18 protein-coding genes and 1 pseudogene are annotated in these 18,790 nt (G+C 38.5%); 13 read left to right on the plus strand and 6 right to left on the minus strand.

The window, feature by feature from the left end:
- The first annotated feature begins 3 nt into the window (after positions 1-3).
- Positions 4-408, plus strand: coding sequence for an OsmC family protein (locus J0A69_RS06485; protein ID WP_206585701.1), 405 nt, complete (start codon positions 4-6; stop codon positions 406-408).
- 37 nt (positions 409-445) lie between these two features.
- On the plus strand, positions 446-1,354 hold the full coding sequence (gene sdaAA, locus J0A69_RS06490) for an L-serine ammonia-lyase, iron-sulfur-dependent, subunit alpha (RefSeq protein WP_206585702.1): 909 nt from the start codon (positions 446-448) through the stop codon (positions 1,352-1,354).
- On the opposite strand, the gene J0A69_RS06495 is transcribed toward sdaAA, so the two are convergent.
- The 5 genes from J0A69_RS06495 to J0A69_RS06515 all read right to left on the minus strand — a co-directional run bounded on the left by J0A69_RS06495 (position 1,343) and on the right by J0A69_RS06515 (position 6,146).
- A complete protein-coding gene (locus tag J0A69_RS06495; RefSeq protein ID WP_206585703.1) occupies positions 1,343-1,801 on the minus strand; it encodes a hypothetical protein in 459 nt (152 codons plus the stop codon). The two genes, sdaAA and J0A69_RS06495, sit on opposite strands and share 12 nt — an antisense overlap.
- Positions 1,798-2,733, minus strand: a complete 936-nt coding sequence (locus J0A69_RS06500) for a calcium/sodium antiporter (protein WP_206585817.1) — start codon at positions 2,731-2,733, stop codon at positions 1,798-1,800. Before J0A69_RS06500 ends, J0A69_RS06495 begins: the two co-directional genes overlap by 4 nt.
- Before the next feature lie 9 nt (positions 2,734-2,742).
- A complete protein-coding gene (upp, locus tag J0A69_RS06505) occupies positions 2,743-3,390 on the minus strand; it encodes a uracil phosphoribosyltransferase (RefSeq protein ID WP_206585704.1) in 648 nt (215 codons plus the stop codon).
- Positions 3,391-3,451: 61 nt separating this feature from the next.
- The gene (locus J0A69_RS06510; protein WP_206585705.1) at positions 3,452-4,744 is read right to left on the minus strand and encodes an OmpA family protein; all 1,293 of its coding nucleotides are present in this window, start codon (positions 4,742-4,744) and stop codon (positions 3,452-3,454) included.
- A 121-nt stretch (positions 4,745-4,865) separates the two neighbouring features.
- Positions 4,866-6,146, minus strand: a complete 1,281-nt coding sequence (locus J0A69_RS06515; RefSeq protein ID WP_206585706.1) for an OmpA family protein — start codon at positions 6,144-6,146, stop codon at positions 4,866-4,868.
- A 172-nt stretch (positions 6,147-6,318) separates the two neighbouring features.
- Here J0A69_RS06515 and J0A69_RS06520 point away from each other — a divergent pair, with 172 nt between their 5' ends.
- From J0A69_RS06520 to J0A69_RS06570, 11 genes and pseudogenes are all read left to right on the plus strand, one after another.
- Positions 6,319-7,227, plus strand: a complete 909-nt coding sequence (locus tag J0A69_RS06520) for a zinc-binding metallopeptidase family protein (RefSeq protein WP_206585707.1) — start codon at positions 6,319-6,321, stop codon at positions 7,225-7,227.
- 11 nt (positions 7,228-7,238) lie between these two features.
- Positions 7,239-7,751: pseudogene (hpt, locus tag J0A69_RS06525) on the plus strand (hypoxanthine phosphoribosyltransferase); the annotation flags it as partial.
- Between the two features lie 39 nt (positions 7,752-7,790).
- A complete protein-coding gene (locus J0A69_RS06530) occupies positions 7,791-8,363 on the plus strand; it encodes an adenylate kinase (RefSeq protein WP_206585818.1) in 573 nt (190 codons plus the stop codon).
- 71 nt (positions 8,364-8,434) lie between these two features.
- On the plus strand, positions 8,435-9,430 hold the full coding sequence (gene obgE / locus J0A69_RS06535; RefSeq protein ID WP_206585708.1) for a GTPase ObgE: 996 nt from the start codon (positions 8,435-8,437) through the stop codon (positions 9,428-9,430).
- 75 nt (positions 9,431-9,505) lie between these two features.
- Positions 9,506-10,072 (plus strand): nucleotide exchange factor GrpE, encoded by a 567-nt coding sequence (locus tag J0A69_RS06540; protein WP_206585709.1) that lies wholly within the window; start codon positions 9,506-9,508, stop codon positions 10,070-10,072.
- Between the two features lie 7 nt (positions 10,073-10,079).
- The gene (dnaJ, locus tag J0A69_RS06545) at positions 10,080-11,192 is read left to right on the plus strand and encodes a molecular chaperone DnaJ (RefSeq protein WP_206585710.1); all 1,113 of its coding nucleotides are present in this window, start codon (positions 10,080-10,082) and stop codon (positions 11,190-11,192) included.
- Positions 11,193-11,273: 81 nt separating this feature from the next.
- Positions 11,274-12,161, plus strand: coding sequence for a hypothetical protein (locus J0A69_RS06550; protein WP_236032675.1), 888 nt, complete (start codon positions 11,274-11,276; stop codon positions 12,159-12,161).
- Positions 12,162-12,179: 18 nt separating this feature from the next.
- Positions 12,180-13,073: an ABC transporter ATP-binding protein gene (locus tag J0A69_RS06555; RefSeq protein ID WP_206585711.1), complete on the plus strand. Its 894-nt coding sequence runs from the start codon at positions 12,180-12,182 to the stop codon at positions 13,071-13,073.
- Positions 13,066-14,373, plus strand: a complete 1,308-nt coding sequence (locus J0A69_RS06560; RefSeq protein WP_206585712.1) for an ABC transporter permease — start codon at positions 13,066-13,068, stop codon at positions 14,371-14,373. Before J0A69_RS06555 ends, J0A69_RS06560 begins: the two co-directional genes overlap by 8 nt.
- A gap of 215 nt (positions 14,374-14,588) precedes the next feature.
- On the plus strand, positions 14,589-15,824 hold the full coding sequence (locus J0A69_RS06565; protein ID WP_206585713.1) for a sensor histidine kinase: 1,236 nt from the start codon (positions 14,589-14,591) through the stop codon (positions 15,822-15,824).
- Between the two features lie 267 nt (positions 15,825-16,091).
- Positions 16,092-17,672 (plus strand): peptide chain release factor 3, encoded by a 1,581-nt coding sequence (locus J0A69_RS06570; RefSeq protein ID WP_206585714.1) that lies wholly within the window; start codon positions 16,092-16,094, stop codon positions 17,670-17,672.
- Positions 17,673-17,720: 48 nt separating this feature from the next.
- Here J0A69_RS06570 and J0A69_RS06575 read toward each other — a convergent pair whose 3' ends face one another.
- A complete protein-coding gene (locus tag J0A69_RS06575; RefSeq protein WP_206585715.1) occupies positions 17,721-18,779 on the minus strand; it encodes a BF3164 family lipoprotein in 1,059 nt (352 codons plus the stop codon).
- Positions 18,780-18,790 lie beyond the last annotated feature (11 nt).

Raw genomic sequence — 18,790 nt, forward strand, 5'->3', positions numbered from 1 at the left:
TTTATGCCAACTATAAAAAGTTCATATTTAGGAAATTTGAGGACTGAGTCAGAACATGTTCAGTCAGGAACCACAATTTTAACAGATGCACCTGTTGATAACAATGGAAAAGGTGAAAAATTTTCCCCTACAGATTTGGTTTCCAGTGCATTAGGAAGCTGCATGGTTACAATAATGGGTATTGTAGCAGCCAGAGATTCTGTAGAATTAACTGGTTTGACTTGGGAAGTGACGAAAATTATGCAAGCTTCACCTAGAAAAATCCAGGAAATAGTAGTTGATTTTCATTGGGAGACTCCAGTGGAAGATGAGGTTATGATCAAAAAACTGAAAAATGCTGCTAGAACATGCCCTGTGGCATTGAGTTTGGACCCAGCAATCAAGCAGACTATAAACTTTAATTTCTAATTAAAGATTTTATAGCAACCATTTAAACCCAAATAGTATGTCTTATCTTTTTGAATCATTCAAGGAATGGAAAACCTATTGTGAAGAGCAAAAGGTTTCATTGCCAGAATCTGTCATAGAATACGAAGTTGACCAGAAGAATGCGGTTTCCGATGAAATCAAAGCAGGGATTCTTCAGGCTTTTCAGGTGATGAAAGATGCTGTTAAGACAGGTTTGGAAGAAGAAATGACTTCTAGATCAGGGATGATCAATAACGGAGCAAAAAAGGTTTTCAATCATCCTCTTGCTGTTTTGTCTCCCGAATTCCAAAAACTGATTGCGAGGGCATTAGCTGCAAAAGAAGTGAATTCTTGTATGGGCAGAGTAGTGGCTGCACCTACTGCAGGGGCATCCGGCATTTTGCCAGGTACTTTGGTGACACTTCAAGAAATCCATGGGATTTCAGATGATAAAATAGTTGAAGGTTTATTGGTTGGTGCTGGTATTGCATTGATTATTGAAGAAAAAGCAAGCTTAGCTGGAGCAGTGGGAGGTTGTCAGGCAGAAACCGGTTCTGCCGCGGCAATGGCTGCTGGAGCCATGGTTTATTGTTTGGGAGGGTCCACAGATCAAGTGTTTAATGCAGTTGCGATCACGATCCAATGTATGTTGGGATTGGTTTGTGATCCTGTAGCAGGACTTGTAGAAGTGCCATGTGTGGTTCGAAACGCAAGTGCCGCTTCCATTGCTTTTAGCTCAACTCAAATTGCTTTGGCAGATGTAAGTTCTGTAATTCCAGTAGATGAATGTATTGAGGCCATGGGAGAGATTGGAGCCTCTATGGAAAGCCGATATAAAGAAACAGCTATGGGAGGCTTAGCAGCTACTTTGACTGGTCAGAGTATTTCGAAAAGAGTATTGATTCAGGATATAGAAATTTTGCCTGACAGCGAATTACCCGAGTAAATTGCTGAAAAAGGGGATCTGAAGTATTTGATCTATTGATAGGCAAAAAACTGTTGCCCAAAATAGACTACTTAAGAGCATATTTAAATAAATATGCCTTTTTTTTGCGCCAAAGGAAACCATGATTAAGGTACCTCCGATGGGAGTTAAAACCAGAGGAGTGATGATTGCAATCCCAACTTCCCCATACTTTTTCCATACTTTAACCAAGGTTCTGTTTTTCTTAGAAAAGATCGGTTTTTCCTTGTCAAACCTGAGTTTGAGGAATTTTTTGAATTTGCTACCTATCAATGTGAAAAGGAAAACACTTGTCATCATACCACCGACAGTAACCATGATGGAACCTAATACGCCATATCCGGCTGCAGAACCCAATACAGGTCCTGCAATAAATTTAAATAAGCTTAGAAAGTAAATGCCTAGGAAGGTGATCAAAGACTCACTCATAATAAGAAATACAAATACGCCCCATATCCAACGATGAGGATTAATCCTTCAACGAAAGATATTCTCATTTTTGTTCTGATCAATGGGAAAAGAATAAGTGTGAATCCTATCATCCAAAGGAAATCTGAATTTAAAAAGTCATCAGAAACTCCAATTGGTTTAATAATGGCTGTGATCCCGATGATTGAAAGAATATTCATGATATTGCTTCCTAGGATATTCCCAATGGCCATGTCTGTGTTCTTAGAAAGAGCAGCCATAATCGAGGTAATCAATTCTGGCAAACTAGTTCCAATAGCAATAATTGTTACTCCGATTACTCTTTCAGAAACACCAAATTCACGGGAAATTTTGATGGCATTATTCACAAGAAGTTCTGATCCAAAGTAAAGCCCAACAATGCCTCCAAAAAACAAGGAAATAGCAACCAACCAGCTATATCCTTTGACTTGCTCCACCTCTTCAATAACTTCAGACTCATCTGCTAACCCTTGACCAGAATTTCTAAATAGGAAAATGTTAAATGCGATAAAAAGAGAAAACAATAATATCCCTTCCCATAATTCAATCATTCCATTGTAGCTCAGGCCATAAAATAAAAGGGTGACTAAAAGGGTCATGGAATAATCGAACCGTAAAGCCGATTTTCGGATCAAAATCGGATAGAATAGACCGCTGATTCCCAGTACCATTCCAATGTTTGCTATATTGGATCCCACCACATTTCCGATGGATATATCGCTATTTCCCTTTAATGCGGCATTGACACTTACTAGCAGTTCTGGAGCTGATGTGCCAAATGCAACAATGGTCAATCCGATCAATCCTGCACTCATTCCTAATTTTACTGCAATGGCTGAAGCGCCATCCACCAAAATCTTTCCTCCATACAGTAAAATGACTAGGCCTAAGCCCAAAAGGATATAATCCATCATAATTATTTAAAGTTTCGGTCCAAATGCAAGGTCTCCTGCATCTCCAAGACCAGGCACGATATAAGAAAGGTGATTCAGCTTTTCGTCTAGATCACCTAGCCAAAAAGTATAATCAATGTCTTTTAAGTTGTTTTGAATATAGGCTATTCCTTCTGGGGCAGCAATAGCCGCCGAGATGTGAATTCTTTTAGGAGTTCCATGGGACTGGATCGCTTCAATGGTTTGAACGATAGACTTTCCTGTTGCTAACATTGGATCAGCTATAATTACTTCTTTTCCTTCTAAAGAAGGGCTTGCCTGATAGCCTAAATTGATGGAAATTTTTCCATCAATGCTTTCTTCTCTAAAGGCGCCAATAAAACCACTTTCGGCTTGGTCAAAAATATTTAGAAAGCCTTGATAAAAAGGGATTGAAGCTCTTAAGATAGCAATGATAACTGGCTGCTCTTTAAAGCAGTTGATGTTTGTTTTGGCTAGAGGAGTTTCAATTTTTTTGGGACTATACGAAAAAGACTTTGAGATTTCATATGCCAAAATTTCGCCAAGCCTTTCCAGATTCTTTCTAAACAGCATTCTGTTTTGTTGAACAGTGACATCTCTAAGCTCTGCTAAGAAGTGATTGGCAACTGATGAAGTTTTGGAAAGAATAAACATACCACGAAGATAAAATAAAACCCGGCTCTTTGGAAACCGGGTTTTGATCAGATAAAGAAAATCATTTGACTTCGAAACTCACTCTTCTTGCCATTTGTCTGGCATCAGCAGAAGTCTTATCTACGCTTGTGTCTTCTCCATATCCTTTGAATGTCAATCTTGATGCGTCTATTCCTGAAGAAATAAGTAAATCATAAACAGCTTTAGCCCTCTTTTCAGACAATTTGATGTTATAATCTTCAGCTCCTAATTCATCTGCATATCCTTTGATTTCAACAGAAACTCCTGGGTTCCTTTTCATAAAATTAGAAAGATAATTTGCTGCGGAAGTGGAATAGGAAATTGGTTGAGCACTATCGAAAGCAAAATAGACATTCACATACCCATTATTTATTGCTTTTTTCAAGTAGTCAACTGGTTCTTTAACTTCTTTTACAGGACATCCTTCAGCAGATGCTGATCCAGGTATAAAAGGGCATTTGTCTAAATGGTCTGGAGTTCCATCTCCATCAGAATCTAGTGTTGTTCCCTGAGTATTGACTCTTGCTCCCACAGGAGTATTTGCTTCTTTGTCAAGATAATCTGGAACACCGTCTCCATCAGAGTCTTTAAGCATGTCCTTAATGCCATTAATCTGAGAAGTTAATTCATCTTTAGTTGCATATTTGTCAGCAGCAATGTACCAATCTGCATGTTCTTCTTGCTTTCCTAAATAGAAATTCAAACCCAAAGTAGTGGTCCACCATGTACCTGGTGCGTGCACAAATGGGTTTTGATTTGGGCCATCAGGTTGCACAGGAGCATTATAATAATTGCCGTCAAATGTATAGGTCTGTCTTCCATTATAGATCATGGATAAATCGCCTGAAAGAGCCACTCTTGGACTAATTTTAAATAGCCCTGTTAATCCAGATAGAATATTATAATGGTAATCTGGTTCTGTTGATAAAACCGAATTCTTAAAATCCATTCTGCCAAAACCTGCCCCCAAGTGACCTAGAAGGCCAATTTTTCTGGAGAATGACTCAAAATTCATGATTCTTCCAAGATTAAAAATATTTTTAACATCTACTCTTTTGTAATTAGTCGTAAACTCGGGACTCTCTCCTTTTTTTTCTGAAAAAGAACCAAATCCAAAATCCATTTTTAATCCATACTTTTCATTAAACATGTATCTAGCACCCAAATCAATATGACCTAAATTAAGACTTGGAGTATAATACCCAGGAGTTAGAGGAGCCATGGCCTTATTAAATCCAAAATTTGTCTCAATCGACCATCTATTGAAATCAGTTTGGGCAAAAGAAGAGAATGCAAGGCTTACAGCAAGCAAAGCCAAGAGTGATTTTTTCATGAAATATTTAATTATAGGATGATGGGGTAAATGTAGAAAAAATCATTCCAAACTATCCTAAAAAAAATAGGGCATAAAAAAAGCCCGGAATTTCCGGGCTTTAAATATTAATCAAGTAAACTTACTTTACTTCGAAGCTTGCTCTTCTTGCTAATTGTCTAGCATCTGCAGAAGATTTGTCTACACTAGTATCTTCGCCATAACCTTTGTAAGAAAGTCTAGAAGCATCTACTCCTGAAGCAATCAATAAATCATAAACTGCTTTAGCTCTTCTTTCAGATAGTTTGATGTTATAATCTTCAGGACCGATTTCATCAGCATATCCTTTAATTTCTACATTAACACCTGGATTTCTCTTCATAAAATTTGCAACATAATTTGCTGCACTTGTAGAGTATCCTAGTGGCTTAGCGCTATCAAAAGCATAGTAAACGTTGATGTAACCATCATTGATAGCTTTCTTCAAGAAATCAACTTCTTCTTTAACTTCTTCTACTGGACATCCATTGGTAGATGCTGGGCCAGGAAGGAATGGGCACTTATCCATGTGATCCGGAGTTCCGTCACCGTCAGAGTCCATAGTGGTTCCTTGAGAGTTAACTCTTGCTCCAGCTGGAGTGTTAGGCTCTTTGTCCAAATAATCAGGAACACCATCACCATCAGAATCCTTCAACATATCTTTGATACCGTTGATTTGAGAAGCTAATTCTTCTTTAGTTGCATACTTGTCAGCAGCAATATACCAGTCAGCATGCTCTTCAGCAGAACCAAGGTAGAATTGAAGACCTAAAGTACCAGTCCACCAAACACCGTTTGCTCCGTAGAAACCATTATCCAAATCAGGTCTGATTGCAGTAGCACCATCCCAAGTAACTGTTTGACGACCGTTTATGATAGCACTGATATCACCAACTAATGCGATGCTTTTACCCAGTTTTAATTGTGGAGTAAATCCTACAATAAAATTGTAAACATCATCAGTGAAATCATTATAAAGATTTTCTTCTGGATTAACATTTCCGATACCTGCTCCACCATGAACAAGAAGTCCAAATGATCTTGTGAATGATTCAAAATTCATGATTCTTCCAGCATTCATCACACCTTGTAGATCAAGTCTGTAATATTTAGTGTTGAATGAAGGAGATTCGCCATCCACTTCCTTCATGGAACCAAATCCATAATCAAGCTTAAGACCGAATTTTTCGTTAAACATGTAACGAGCACCGAAATCAACATGACCAAAATTAGCTGTAGGAGATAAATATCCTCCAGTAAGTGGGGCCATCGGTTTATTGACACCTCCGTTGATTTCCAAAGAGAATTTATCAAATTCCTTTTGAGCGTTGGCGCTGAAAGCCATAGCTCCAGCAATTAGTGTTGATAGTATTAGTTTTTTCATAACAAAAAATTTTTGTTCAAATTTTAAGTGTTTGATTGATGTGATTACAAATTTATAAACTTTTAACTTACTGCAAATCTAGATGAATTATTTAAATCGCAATTCCACAAATCAAATATTTCCATAGATTTTTAGGGTCTATTGACGATTTATTAACACAATTAATGCCAAAATGAAATTATTATACGATTTGCTTGAACTTTCTGGAGTGTCAAGCAATGAATCCGATACTGCAAATTTCTTATTGGAATTTATACAAAAACGAAAGTCTTCTTGGAATGTTTTACCAAAAATCTATTCTGGTGAAAATTTTCATGATTGTATACTTTTGAAATTCGGAAATCCATCAACAGCCGTTTTTGCTCATATGGACACAATTGGTTTTATGGCAAGATACCAAAATCAATTGATTCCTGTAGGTGGTCCAGAGATTATTTCTGGCACTTGGTTAACGGGAAAGGACAGTCTAGGTCAAATCAGGTGTCAATTATTGGGGGATGAGGAGGAATTGTCACATAATTTTCCTAGAAAGGTTGATCCGGGAACCTGTTTTTCATTTGAGCAAAATATTAGGGTTGATGAGGAGTTTATCCAAGCAGCCTATTTGGATAATAGAGTAGGATTATATAATGCCTTAAAACTCTGTGAGACAATAGAAAACGGTTGGATAGTCTTCTCCACCTATGAAGAGCATGGAGGTGGAAGCATGCCTTTTCTATTGAAATTTATCCAAGAAAATTCACCTATAAAGCAAGCCTTAATATCAGATATTACTTGGATTACTGATGGAGTTCGTCATCATGAAGGAGTCGTGATTTCTATCCGTGACAAATTTATCCCAAGACGTAAATTTTTGGATAGAATAATTTCACTCGCAAACCAAAGCAATATACCATTTCAATTGGAGGTGGAAGCGTATGGAGGTAGTGACGGTAGGGAAGTGCAATTCTCTCCGTATGCTATAGATTGGTGTTTCATTGGCGCTGCCGAAGATCATGTGCATACTCCAAATGAAAAAGTGTCATTGGCTGATATCCATTCCATGATTGAAATGTATAAATATCTACTTGCCAACTTTTGAAAATAGACCTTATGAATATTCAGATAAAAGATAAATTTTTTAGGCCTTTTTTAAAGGAACAACAACTAAAGGATAGAATTGCCCAAGTTGGGGCTGATATTACAGAGAAGTATAAAGGAAAAGACTTGGTTTTGCTCGGCGTTCTCAATGGGTCCTTCATCTTCTTAGCCGATTTATGTAGATCTATCCACATTCCCTTGACTTGTACTTTTGTTAAGATCAGCTCTTATGAAGGGACTCAAAGCACGGGTAAAATAAAAAACTTGATAGGGATTGGAGAAAATTTAAATGGGAAAGATGTCCTAATTGTTGAAGACATAATTGACACAGGAAACAGCATGAAACACATGCTTGAGCAGCTTTCTGACTTAAATCCTGCAAGTGTTTCTATTGTAACATTGCTGTACAAGCCAGAAGCTTTTCGCTTTAATTATGCAATTGATTATGTGTGTTTTGAAATTCCCAATAAATTTGTCGTCGGCTATGGCCTCGATTATGACAGCTTGGGTAGAAATTTAACTGAAATCTACCAGCTTGATACTCCTCAATTAACAAAATCAGGAATGTATAATATCGTACTATTTGGCCCTCCGGGTGCGGGCAAAGGCACTCAAAGTGAAAAATTAATCCAACAATATGGATTGACTCATCTTTCTACAGGAGACTTGTTTAGAAAGCATTTGGGAGAAGGAACTGAATTAGGTCTTCTTGCCAAAAAATATATGAATGAAGGTCATCTTGTGCCGGATGAAGTGGTGATCAAGATGGTTGAAGAAAAAATCAGCGAAACGAAAGATTCAAAAGGGTTTATTTTTGACGGGTTTCCAAGAACTACCGCGCAAGCAGAAGCATTAGATCAAATGCTCGCAAAACATGGACTTGAAATCTCCGGCATGATAGCTTTGGATGTGCCTCAGGATATTCTTAGAGAGCGGATCAAAGAAAGAGGTAAAACTTCCAATCGTGTCGATGATCAAGATGATGAAAAAATCACTACCCGTATCCAGGTTTACCTAAATGAGACCTTGCCTGTGGCAGCTTACTACGAAAAGCAAGGTAAGTTTCAAAATATCAACGGAGTAGGAGCAATTGATGAGATCTTTGGACAGATCACTTCCGTCATCGATAGCTACTGATTGGGTTTAATTTCCTAATTTTGCAATCCACAATTTGGCTAAGCATGAAGCTTAGCCTTTTTCTTTAAAAAATGGCCGACTCAAATTTCATTGATTACGTAAAGTTTTGTTCACGCTCAGGTGCTGGAGGCGCAGGCTCTCTTCATTTCCGAAGGGAAAAGCACGTGCCAAAAGGAGGGCCGGATGGAGGCGATGGAGGCCGTGGCGGTCACATTATTTTGCGTGGCAATACTCAGCATTGGACTTTGCTTCACCTGAAATATAAAAAACATGTGATTGCAGAGTCAGGAAAAGGAGGAGAAGGAGGAAGAAGAAAAGGTGCTGATGGGAAAGATATGATTTTGGATGTTCCATTAGGGACAGTTGCCAAGAACGCTGAGACTGGAGAAAAATTATTTGAAATCACAGAGGACGGACAAGAGATTATCTTGACCAAAGGAGGTAGAGGAGGTTTAGGAAATGAAAATTTCAAAACTTCAACTAACCAAGCTCCACATTACGCACAGCCTGGTGAACCAGGAATTGAAGAGTGGATCATATTAGAATTAAAACTTCTGGCAGATGTTGGCCTTGTGGGTTTCCCAAATGCAGGAAAGAGTACCTTGCTATCTGCGATCTCAGCCGCCAAACCTGAAATTGGAGATTATCCTTTTACCACTTTAGTCCCAAATCTGGGGGTAGTTAGCTATAGAGATGACAAATCTTTTGTGATGGCGGATATCCCAGGGATTATCGAAGGTGCATCCGAAGGAAAAGGTTTGGGAATCAGATTTTTAAGACATATTGAGAGAAACTCGATCTTGCTATTTATGATTCCTGCAGATGCGCCTAGCATCAAAGAACAATACGATATACTCTTAGGCGAACTGGAAAAATATAATCCAGAGCTTCTAGATAAGCAGAGGCTTTTGGCAGTTTCAAAAGTAGATATGCTGGATGAGGATTTGATGAAAGAAATGGAGGCAGATCTCCCCGCAAATATTCCTTTTGTATTTATCTCCTCTGTCAGTCAATATAATCTCGACAAGCTGAAAGATCTTATTTGGCAGGCTATACACAAAGCTTGAGGTGTCAGATTGTCAGTTTAATGAGGATGGCAACAATATTGATGCGAGGCAGGTGCCAACTATTGCAATATTTATATGAAAAATAAAGAACAAGTGGATAAAGAATTAGACCAGTCTGAGGAGCAGTTAGTAAAAGAGACTCCTGAATCTGAAGAATCTAAGGAGCAGGAAACGCAAGAAGAAGTAGTTTCTGCTGAAGAAAAGCTTGCGGCAGAAGTTGCAGATTTAAAAGATAAGTATCTAAGACTCTATTCTGATTTTGAGAATTTCAGAAAAAGAACTTCCAAAGAGCGTTTGGACTTAATTACGACAGCCTCTGAAGAAGTATTGCGTGATTTGATTCCTGTGGTGGATGATTTTGAGAGAGCTTTCAAAGTCAATGAAAACCAAGAGGAGGCAGGAAAAATCAGAGAAGGAAATCAGTTGATTTTTCACAAACTGTTGAAAATTCTTGAGAATAAAGGGCTGAAGCCTATGGAGGATTTAGTAGGAAAGCCTTTTGATGCAGATACGCAAGAGGCAATCACTCAGATCCCTGCTCCAAGTGAGGAATTGAAGGGAAAGGTAATCGATGTAGTAGAAAAAGGTTATACACTTGGCGATAAGGTAGTAAGATTCGCTAAGGTCGTAACAGGAGCTTAATTAAATTATGGCAAAAAGAGATTATTACGAAATATTAGGTGTCTCCAAATCTGCAACTGCAGAGGAAATCAAAAAAGCTTACCGAAAGCTTGCGATCCAGTTTCACCCAGATAAAAATCCTGACAATCCAGAGGCAGAGGAAAAGTTTAAAGAAGCTGCTGAAGCCTATGAGGTGTTGAGCAATCAGGAAAAGCGCCAACGTTATGATCAATTTGGTCATCAGGGAGTAACTGGAAACGGTGGCTTCGGTGGTGGAGGCATGAATATGGAAGATATCTTCTCCCAATTCGGCGATATTTTTGGTGGAGGGGGCGGTTTTGGATCCTTCTTCGGTGGAGGAGGCGGAGGTGGCCGTAGAACCAAAAAAGGCACTAACCTTCGTGTGAAGTTGAAATTGAACCTTGCTGAAGTTGCAAATGGTGTCGAGAAAAAAATCAAAGTAAAGCGTCACGTCGTTGCCGCTGGAGTTACTTTCAAAAGCTGTTCTGCTTGTCAGGGTACTGGCCAAATAAAAAAAGTTGTCAATACTATGCTAGGCCAAATGGTCTCTTCTAGTACTTGTGGAGTCTGCGGTGGAAGCGGTCAAATAGTAGATAAGAAACCAGCTGAAGCTGATGCAAGAGGCTTAGTGGTGAAAGAGGAAGTGATCTCTATCAATATTCCAGGAGGAGTTGCAGAAGGAATGCAGCTTAGCATGTCCGGTAAAGGAAATGAAATTCCTGGTGGAATTGCAGGTGACTTGTTAATTGTCATCGAGGAAATCGAAGACCAGGTTTTACAAAGGGATGGGAATAATGTTATTTATGACCTTTATGTTTCTTTTGTGGATGCTGCTTTAGGATCTTCTATCGAAGTTCCGACGATTGATGGAAAGGTAAAAATAAAGATTGATGCCGGTACCCAAAGTGGAAAGATGCTCCGCTTAAAAGGGAAAGGAATTAAAGACATCAATGGATATAGTAAAGGAGACCAATTGATCATGGTTAATGTCTGGACTCCAACTCAACTCTCAAAAGAAGAAAGAACGACGCTGGAAAACCTGAGAGAATCTGAGAATTTCAAGCCAGATCCAGGGAAATCCGAAAAAACATTCTTCGATAAAATGAAGGAGTTCTTTTAAAATTAAAATTAGCCAGAAGCAATTCTGGCTTTTTTTATATTTTTAAAAAACCTTTTTAAAGTCGCCCCGTAACCTATCCGTATGCTTAGAAAATTGTGTCTACTGTTTCTGGGAATCATTGGATGGGTAGGTGTGAGCAAGGCACAGCTTGTTAAAGAGTTCAAAGTCAATGAGAAGAAAGGATTTGAGATGGTTCATCTTGAATTTTCATCTTATAAAAGTACCACTCAAGTCAAGCGGATAAGGACGATGGATCCAATCTACATTCATGGTCACCTCCAGAAAACCAATATTCTTCCTGTATTTTCCTATGAAATCAAGGATAATATCCTGGAATCTTCTCTTGTACATAAAAATGTAGAAGCTGATAATCTTGGTAAAAGTATCACCTCCAAGATCTTTTCAGGTAGCGATACAGATTTTGATCACACCTGGGATTTAGGATTGGCTTCTAATTTCCTTTATAATCTGGATTTTAATTTAGGTATGGGTCGAACAGATATCGACCTTGCAAACCTTCCTGTCAGTAAGCTTTTAGTAAAAAGTGCCAGTGCAGATGTTTATGTGAATTACAGCTGCGATGATCCTAATAGTGTTCAAATGGACACATTATTAGTTACGTTAAACATGGGCACCGTCGAACTAGACGATGTAAATTATACCAATGCCAAAAAAATGATCTTTGAGGTGAATTACGGTTCCCTAGAAGTGAATTTTTCTGATGCCATGCCTTCTAAATGTCAGGTAATCGCAGCAGTAGGTGCAGGATCTCTTAAGCTAAAGCTCCCGGATGATTCTTTTCCTATCAAAATTCGGATGAAGACTACTGCCATGTGTAGAACCACTCTTCCTAAATATTTGAAATCTGTCGATAAACACACTTATATTACAAAGGGCTTTAAAGAATCTGATCCACGACTCCTGGAGTTTATTCTAGACGTAGGTGTTGGTTCTTTGACTATTGAATAGAATCGTTTTTTGCCTTTTATGCTTCAGATAAAAAATCTCAATAAATCTTACGGTCCCAATAGGGCTCTCACAGCTATTGATTTATCCGTTCCTAAAGGAGTGATTTTTGGATTGCTCGGGCCCAATGGTGCTGGCAAAACCACCCTGATTCGGATCATTAATCAGATTATTGAAGGTGATTCAGGAGAGATTTTAATTGATAAACAAAAATTGAACCCCTCTCATATTTCTAAAATTGGCTATTTGCCGGAGGAAAGAGGTCTTTATAAAAAGATGAAGGTTTGGGATCAGTTGATCTATTTTGCCCGGTTGAAAGGATTAAGCAACTATGAAGCAAAATCCAGAATCAATCAATGGCTTGAAAAATTAGAAATTGGTAGCTGGAAAGAAAAAAAGATTGAAGACCTCTCCAAAGGGATGGCTCAAAAAGTCCAGTTTATTTCCACGATTATCCACGAACCTCCACTTTTGATCCTCGATGAACCATTTTCTGGTTTTGATCCAGTCAATGCTGAGTTGATTAAGAATGAGATCTTGGAATTGAAGGAAAATGGCACCACCGTCATTCTAAGTACACATCGAATGGAATCGGTAGAGTTGTTATGTGATCAAGTAGCAATGATCAATCGCTCCAAGAAGATTTTGGATGGTACGATCAAAGAAGTTAAAAAAAGCTTTCGACCTGAAGTTTACAGTATCGCAATTGAAGAACCGCATCAATTGATTCCTCAAGAATGGACTGCCAAAGAAGATGATGGGACTTATTATTTCACATTGCCACTTAGCGGTAAATCACCAAATGAATTACTGAATGAGCTGATGCAATACGGCCAGGTCAAGAAGTTTCAGGAAGTTATTCCAAGTATGGAAGAAATTTTTATTCACCAAGTTAAAACCGCACAGAATGGATAAGATTTGGTTAGTGATCAAGCGGGAGTATTTAGCCAGAGTCAAAAAGAAATCATTCCTTTTGGCAACGCTTCTTACACCATTGATTTTCCCAGCGATCATGGGAGTTTTCGTCTGGATTTCTTTGGAAGAAAAAGATACCCAAGCTTTGAGAATCATCGAAGTAGTGGATGAAAATAAAATGTTCTTTTTAGAGAGTTCGGATCAATATGCTTTTTCATTTTCAGATACTGATCGGGAAGAAGCCAAACAAATGGTTCAAGAAGGAGATCGCTATGGATTCTTATTCATTCCAGAATTTGATCTGGAAAATCCGCAAGGCATCGTTTTTTATGGTGAGGATAATCCAAGTATGAACTTGATCAATTACCTCGAAAATAACCTTAAGAAGAAAATCGAAGAGCAAAGACTCTTTGAAAGTGGAATTGATCCGAAAATCATCAATGAAGTCCGGACCACGGTTGATATTAAATCCATCACGCTAGATGAAAAAGGTGATGAAACAATCAATAATGCGACAGTCAATTACGCATTGGGATTTTTGACTGGGTTTTTGATTTACATCTTCATTTTCGTGTACGGTAATCAGATTATGCAAGGTGTAATAGAGGAAAAATCGAGTAGGATCGTAGAAATTCTGGTTTCTTCCTTAAAACCCTTTCAGCTGATGCTGGGTAAAATTGTGGGAATCGGAGCTGTCGGTTTAACTCAATTCCTAATCTGGGTAGTGTTGATTGGGACACTTTCTACCATCGTGATGGGCTACTTGGGGATGCAAATGCCGCAACAAACTGCGATGGAAATGGCAAATCCCGAATTGGCCAATAGCATGCCTCAAAGTGATGTTTCTGAAATAATACAGGTGATTTCCGGAATTGATTTTATTGGGCTGGTATTGAGTTTCTTGTTTTACTTTTTAGGAGGATATCTCCTTTACGGAGCTTTATTTGCCGCAATTGGATCTGCTGTTGAGGCTCCTTCAGAAGCTCAGCAATTCATGTTTCCAGTGACAATTCCTTTGATTGTGGCCTACATGGGTTTGTTTGTTTTTGTTTTGAATGACCCGAATAGCAATACTTCCTTCTGGCTTTCAATTATTCCATTGACCTCGCCAATCGCTATGATGGGTAGAGTGAGTTATGGTGTTCCCTGGACCGATTTAGTGCTTTCCATGGGGTTACTGATAGGAGGCTTTTTATTTACCACCTGGATGGCAGGAAAAATTTATCGAATCGGAATTTTGATGCATGGAACGAAGCCGTCTTACAAGACACTTTGGAAATGGATTAGAACCAGCCAATAAGTTGGAAAAACCTTCACTTGAAAAATCGGGTGAAGGTTTTTTTGTGTCTTTTCTAAAAACTGGAGTAAAGCAATTTTACCGCATTTTTTTGCTCTGATTGATTAAAGCATAAATTTACATGTAGTCTGAGCGAAGTGCCATCCATAATTATCTAGGCGATGTTTATACGATCTGCCAAAATATGTAGTTGGTAACTTTAGTACCTGAATTCGATCATGAAAAAAAGTTTTCAAGACCTTACCACCTTAGATCTTTACAAAAACCGGAAACAAGTGAAGTGGCTGGTCATCGTTGTATCGATCATCATTGGTGGAGGCTCTATATTTTATACCAATATCCTAGTAGAAGAACTCCGGGAAAGAGAGCGCAGACAAATCGAACTTTTGTCCTCGGCGCTGGAATATGCAGCTTCCACTGCTGAAAACCTCACTTTTATCAATCAGGAGATCATTCAGCAGAATTACTCCATTCCCATTATTATGGTGGACAAAAATGGAGATCCTATTGAATTCAGAAACATCCCATTTAAAAACAATGCAAATGCTGCCGACTCAGTCAAAACCCTCCAGATGGAATTGGCGGAAATGCAGGAGGAATATGAGCCAATTTTACTGCTAGAAGCTGATATTAATGTGTATTACAGGAATTCGGAGTTATTGACAAATCTGAAATACTATCCATATGTCCAGCTAGCAGTGATTTTATTGTTTGGAGTGTTGGCATATGCGCTTTTTAACCAAAGTAAAATCTCTGAGCAAAATCGGGTTTGGGCAGGTTTGACAAAGGAAACAGCACATCAATTAGGTACACCGATAGCATCTTTGATGGCTTGGATTGATTATTTGAGAAACTCTCCTGTTTGGGAAGAAAATAAGGAGATCATCACTGAGATGGACAAGGATGTGGTGAAGCTGAGAATGGTAACCGAGCGCTTTAGCAGCATAGGAAGTAAACCTGTGATCCAAACTGAGAATCTCTACGAAAGTATTGAGGAAACCATCAATTACCTCCGCCCTAGGATTTCCACCAAAGTGGATTTGATCATCAACGCAGATTCCAAAGACCTGGATGCCATGATGAATAAGCCACTTTTTGAATGGGTCATCGAGAATATTTGTAAAAATGCTGTAGATGCTATGAAAGGCAAAGGGACGATTACGATCGATGTGATTCAAGACTCAGATAAGTTTGTGATTGTGGATATCACAGATACTGGGAAGGGTATGGAAAAACGCATGTATAAAAAAGTGTTTAACCCTGGTTTTTCTACGAGACAAAGAGGATGGGGACTTGGATTGACATTAGCAAAAAGAATCATTGAAGGATATCATGGAGGTAAGATTTTTGTAAAGCAATCCGAAGTTGGGGTTGGTACCACTTTTAGAATCGTCCTTCATTGCAGCATCGAGGGAGCGTCCCAGTTTATTACCGAAGGAATCCTTGAATATTAAAGTTGGAAATACGATTTACGAAATTCGAGCTAATTAGAAGTTCGAGTATTTTGGATAACAAGTAACTTTTTAATGATGAAGTTTGAAAAAGCTTAACTCCCAATATTGACTTCATTATTCACAAAGCCACTGTTGTAGAACGATGTTACCGCTATCAAAAATCTCGTATATCGTATTTCGTAATTCATAATTAAAATCTCAACTTCTAACTTTACGTTCTTCTAACTCATTTTTTCCCTACCTTTGCCCCCTAATTTGATGTTTTCCATGAGTTTGAAAGAAGAAATCCAGAAGCGTAGAACCTTTGCCATCATTGCTCACCCTGATGCTGGAAAGACCACATTGACAGAAAAATTATTGCTTTTTGGTGGTGCAATTCAAACGGCAGGAGCCGTAAAGTCGAATAAAATCGATACGGCAACCAAGTCCGACTGGATGGCAATTGAGAAGCAAAGAGGTATCTCTGTGGCCACTTCTGTCATGGGATTTGAATACAAAAACATCAAAATCAATTTACTTGATACACCTGGTCACCAGGACTTTGCTGAAGATACTTACCGAACTTTAACGGCGGTTGACTCTGTAATCATGGTTATTGACTGTGTGAAAGGCGTGGAGATTCAGACTGAGAAATTGATGGAAGTTTGCCGGATGAGAAATACTCCTGTGATCTGTTTTATCAATAAGCTGGATAGAGAAGGTCGTGACCCTTATGAGTTAATTGAGGAAGTAGAGCAGAAACTCAACATTCAATGTCATCCGCTTTCCTGGCCGATAGGAATGGGAAAAAGCTTCAAAGGTGTTTACAATCTCTTCGATCATAAGCTCAATCTTTTCACTCCTTCTCAAAGAAAACTGAGCGATGTGCGGCAAGAATTTGAGGACTTGGAAGACCCTGAATTGGAAGAATTGATTGGAAAGAATTTTGCCAATCAACTGAGAGATGATGTGGAATTGATCGAAGGAGTTTATCCTGAGTTCGATACCAAGGAATATTTAGAAGGCAAAGTGGCTCCAGTTTTCTTTGGTTCTGCAGTGAATAACTTCGGGATTAATGAAATGCTGGATACTTTTATCAAAATAGCGCCATCCCCGAAAAGCAGAAAAACGGAAGACCGGGAAGTATTGCCTGACGAGAATAAGTTCTCGGGTTTTATTTTTAAGATCCACGCCAATATGGATCCTAATCACCGAAATAGAATTGCCTTTTTGAGAATTTGCTCTGGGAAATTTGAGCGTAATAAACCTTACAACCACGTTCGTGGGCCGAAACCTCTGCGCTTCTCAAATGTGACCCAGTTTATGGCGCAGGATAAGGAAATGATCGACGAGGCATTTCCAGGGGATATTGTGGGATTGTACGATACGGGGAACCTGAAAATAGGTGATACACTGACTGAGGGTGAAAACATGCAGTTTGTAGGAATCCCAAGTTTCTCTCCTGAGATCTTCCGAGAGGTGGTGAATAAGGATGCCATGAAAACCAAGCAATTGGAGAAAGGGCTTCAGCAGTTGATGGAAGAAGGAGTAGCTCAGCTATTTACCTTCGATATGGGATCCAGAAAAGTAGTCGGTACGGTTGGTCAACTTCAGTTTGAGGTTATCCAGTTCCGACTGAAAAACGAATACAATGCGACGGTGGAGTTTCATCCTATGAATCTTTATAAAGCTTGTTGGATTACCAGTAAGGATAAAAAGAAACTGGAGGAGTTTGTCCGTTCCAAAAATCGTCATATCGCCCATGACAAGGATGGCAAGCTGGTTTTTATGGCCGAGTCAAAAGCCTGGCTTCAAATGGTAATGGATAATTATCCGGAGATAGAATTCCACTTTACTTCGGATATTTGATAATAAATCCTGCAGACATTCTAAATCTGCAGGATTTTACTTTTTTGCCTAATTAAGTTCATAGCGTATCAAATTAGGTTTGCCATTATCATGATAAGAAATTAAATATTTGTCATCTGGGGAAACAGCGATTTGATTTACCTCTTGATCAAGTTTTATTTTCTTAATTGGTTTTCCACTCCAATCATAAACCCATATTTGGTTTGAATATTTTTCATTTCCTTGATTTCGAGTTTTTCCTGAGTAAAGCAGATAAATATAATTTTCTGTAGTGCTGCTGCTGATAAACCCATAAATGTTTTCGTCAGTCATAATAGCACTCATACCGCTTGGGCTGTCAGAACCATTGAAGTCAGGGGCTTCCCCTTCCCATCGAAATTTTAGGGTAATTTTTCCTTTATCAACTTCCAGAATATCAAAAAATGGGTTTGACCCATGGGTAAATAAAACTGCTTTTCCATCTGGCTTGATTCTAAATTTCCCTTGCTGGGACATAGGTATTGAATTAGGAACATGAGTTATCTCAGCTGGTAGGTATGGGTATTCAATATCTAGTTCTTCATATCCTTCTTGTCCAGATTGGTATAAGGCATATTTTTTTTGAAAGATCCCTGTTCCAATAAACATTGAATCTGAAACTTTGACATAATTCATGAAATCAAAAGGTATTTTATCTACTCTGTTTTTACAATCCTGCTCTTCAGAGTTTTTTGTTATTTCCAGAGACATCTCTTGGAAACCAAATGATGACTTCATTACCAATCCTATCGCTTTATCATCAGAAGGTATGGGTTGCAAAAAGGTAGGAAACCCGATCTCACATGGGCCTTCACCGATCTTTCCTAGAGGGCCATCAAAAGTCATTTTGTTGATATTAAAGACTTTAAAATAAAAATCATCTTCTCTGTCGCTAATAATCAATTTGTCTTTAACAAATAGTATGTCAGAAGAACGGTTTATTTCACCCGATATGGATAGAGGCTTTCCTTCATGTATGGGGGAAATTTCTTGAAATTCTGATTTACTAATTTCCCTATTTGGCTTTCCAGCACAAGAAATAAATAATACAAATGCAATCGGTAAAAGAATTGGTTGTGTTTTAAACATGTTTCAATAAC

This window comes from Algoriphagus pacificus, assembly GCF_017254845.1.
In the GTDB taxonomy this organism is placed as follows: domain Bacteria; phylum Bacteroidota; class Bacteroidia; order Cytophagales; family Cyclobacteriaceae; genus Algoriphagus; species Algoriphagus pacificus.